Raw genomic sequence first — 3,543 nt, 5'->3', positions numbered from 1 at the left:
ATGACCGTGGTGATGCCGTCGCCGCGCATGGACACGCCGTAGAGCGCGTCGGCGACCTCCATCGTCGGCTTCTGGTGGGTGATGACGATGAGCTGGCTGGCCTCGCGCAGCTCCTCCATCAGGCTGATCAGCCGCCGCAAGTTGACGTCGTCGAGCGCGGCCTCGATCTCGTCGAGGACGTAGAACGGCGAGGGCCGGGCCCGGAAGATCGCCACCAGCAGCGCCATCGCGGTCAGCGAGCGCTCCCCGCCGGAGAGCAGCGACAACCGCTTGACCTTCTTGCCGGGCGGGCGCGCCTCCACCTCGATGCCGGTCGTGAGCATGTCGTCGGGGTCGGTGAGCACGAGCTTGCCCTCGCCGCCGGGGAACAGCGTGGAGAACACGGTCTCGAACTCGCGCGCCACGTCCGTGTAGGCCGTGGTGAACACCTCGAGGATCTTGTCGTCCACCTCGCGGACGACGGTGAGCAGGTCACGGCGGGTGTTCTTGAGGTCCTCGAGCTGGGTGGAGAGGAACTTGTAGCGCTCCTCCTGGGCGGCGAACTCCTCCAGCGCGAGCGGGTTGACCTTGCCCAGCAGCGACATGTCCTTCTCGGCGCGGCGCACCCGCCGTTCCTGGGTGGCGCGGTCGTAGGGCATCGGCGGCGGCGCCGTGACGTCCTCGCCGCGCTCGCGCGCGGCCTCGTACTCGGCCGTCTCGGCGTCCGAGGGCGGGACCGGGACGTCGGGGCCGTACTCGCCGAGCAGGTCGTCGACCCCGATGCCGTGCTCGGCCAGCACCTTCTCGGTGAGCTGCTCCAGGCGCATCCGGGACTGCGCGCGCGCGACCTCGTCGCGGTGCACGGAGTCGGTGAGCTTCTCCATCAACGCGGTCAGGCGCGTGACGGTCTCGCGGGACTCGGTGTAGGCGCGCTCCCGCTCGGCGCGCGCGTTCTGCACGGCGTCGCGCTCGGCGGCGGCCGCGGTCAGGGACTCCTCGATCCGCTCGGACGCCGTCGTCCCGGCCTCGACGACCAGCGTCGCGACCTCGGCGCCCCGTTCCCGCTCGACGCGGGCGGCGGCGTGGCGGGCGCGGGCCTGGCGTTCGGCGCTCGCCTGGCGGCGCAGCGCGTCGGCCCGCCCGGTGATCGCCCGGGCACGCTCCTCCGCGGTGCGCAGCGCGAGGCGGCACTCCACCTCCTCGGACCGGACGCGGTCGACGTGCTCGGCGGCGGTGTCGCGCAGCTCGGTGTCCGGCTCGTCGTCGGTCGGGACGTCCTCGGCCAGCGAGAGCTGGTGCTCGGCGGCCTCGAGCGCGAGCAGCGAGTCCGACCGGCGGGACTCGACGGCGTCGCGGCGCTGCTGCAGCCGCGCCGCCTCCGCCCGGGCCGAGGCCACCACCTGCTCCAGGCGTCCGAGCTGGGCCCCGGCCGCGGCCCGGCGGCGGTCCGCCTCGGTCGCGGCCGTGCGGGCGGCTTCGAGGTCGACCGCGCGGGCCTTCTCGCCGTCCCGCGCGCCCTCCAGCGCGGGTCCGAGCCGGGCCAGCTCGTCGTCGACGGCCGCGCGCGCGGCCGTCGCGTCGTCCACCGAGGCCTGCAGCTCCAGCGCCCCGGAGCCCGAGCCGGAGCCGCCGTGCGCCCGGTGCGCGCCGAGCACGTCGCCGTCGGTGGTGACGGCGGTCAGCCCGGGGCGCTCGGTGACCACCCGGGCGGCGTCGTCGAGGGACCCGACCACGACGACCTCGCGCAGCAGCGCGGTCAGCGCACCGGCCAGCGGCTCCTGCGCCGAGACCACCGAGGACGCCCACCGCCCGGCCGGCGGCTCGCCCTCCGGGACCGTCGCCGCGGCGCCGCCGACCAGCAGCGACGCCCGTCCGGCGTCGCGCTCGCTCAGGGCCCGCAACGCCTGCGCCGCGCCCGGCACCGACGCGACCGCGACGCCCTCGGCCACCTCGCCGAGCACCGCGGCGATCGCGGCGCGCGCGTCCGGCTCGACGGTGACCAGCTCGGCGACGGCGCCCAGGACGTGCTCGCCCGCGTCGTCGAGCAGCGCGCCGGAGCCGTCCCGGCGGACCAGCCCGGCCTGCAGCGCGTCCACCCGGGCCCGCCAGTGCGCACGGCGCTGCTCGGCGTCGCGTTCCTGTCCGGCCAGCTCCGCGACCCGTTCCCGGGCGGTGCGGTGCGCGTTCGCGGCCTGCTCGACGCGTTCGGCGAGGTCGTCGGAGCCGCCCGCGTCGGCGTCACCGTCGGCGGGGCCCTCCACCCCCAGGCTCTCGCGGGTGTTCTCCAGCTCGGCGACCGCCTCCTCCGTCCGGGTACCGGCCTCGGCCAGTGCCTCGGAGAGCCGCTCGATCTCCTCCGCGGTCGCGGCGGCCCCGCTGCGCAGCGCGTCGGCCTTGCCGGCCAGGGTGGCGATCCCGGCCTTGCGGTCGGCGATCGCGCGGACCGCGGCCATGTGCTCGCGCTCGGCCGCGGCCAGGGTGCGCTCCCGCTGGGCCTTCTCGGTGACGACCTCCTCGAGCCGGCTCCGCGCCTGCGCGACCTCCTCGACGAGCTCGGCCTCCTGCTCTGCGACGGCGTCGGCCTCGGCCTCGGTCTCGTCCGGGTCCCGGCCCGGCGTGCGGTCGGCTCCGGCCTCGGACAGGTGCCGGGCCCGTTCCTGGGCGAGGCGGACGGTGCCGCGCAGCCGCTCGGCCAGCGCGGAGAGCTGATACCAGGTGTCCTGCGCCGCGGCCAGGCGCGGGGCGTCCGCGGCCAGCGCGCGCTCCAGCTCGTCCTGACGTTCCCGGGCGGTGGTCAGCTGCTCCTCGACCTCGGCCCGGCGGCGGCGGGCGCCCTGCTCGTCGGCCTCCTCCTGCGCGATCGAGCCCTGCAGCGTGACGAGGTCGTCGGCGGCCAGGCGCAGCCGCCCGTCGCGCAGGTCGGACTGCACGGACTGGGCCTTGCGGGCGACCTCGGCCTGGCGTCCCAGCGGCTTGAGCGCGCGGCGCAGCTCCGCGGTGAGGTCGGTCAGGCGGGTCAGGTTGGCCTGCATCGCGTCCAGCTTGCGCAGCGCCTTCTCCTTGCGCTTGCGGTGCTTGAGGACCCCGGCCGCCTCCTCGATGTAGGAGCGGCGGTCCTCCGGCTTGGACGCCAGGACCGAGTCCAGCTGCCCCTGCCCGACCACCACGTGCATCTCCCGGCCGATGCCGGAGTCACTGAGCAGCTCCTGGACGTCGAGCAGGCGGGCACGGGAACCGTTGATCTCGTACTCGCCCGCGCCGTCGCGGAACATCCGGCGGGTGATCGACACCTCGGAGTAGTCGATCGGCAGTGCCCCGTCGGAGTTGTCGATGGTGAGCACGACCTCGGCCCGGCCCAGCGGCGCCCGCCCGGACGTCCCGGCGAAGATGACGTCCTCCATCTTGCCGCCGCGCAGCGCCTTGGCCCCCTGTTCGCCGAGCACCCAGCTGATCGCGTCCACGACGTTCGACTTGCCCGAGCCGTTCGGCCCGACGACGCACGTGATGCCCGGCTCCAGGCGCAGCGTGGTGGACGAGGCGAAGGACTTGAAGCCCTTCATCGTG

Annotated in this window: 1 protein-coding gene; it reads right to left on the bottom strand. The window is 75.6% G+C overall.

Features of this window, described 5'->3' with window-relative positions:
- On the bottom strand, positions 1–3,543 hold a 3,543-nt coding region (smc, locus tag I4I78_RS31300), incomplete at both ends, for a chromosome segregation protein SMC (protein WP_218615120.1).

The organism is Pseudonocardia sp. KRD291, from assembly GCF_019263595.1.
GTDB lineage: Bacteria > Actinomycetota > Actinomycetes > Mycobacteriales > Pseudonocardiaceae > Pseudonocardia.
Note: the sequence above shows the minus strand (reverse complement) of the source record. Positions and strands in the feature narration are given on the sequence as shown.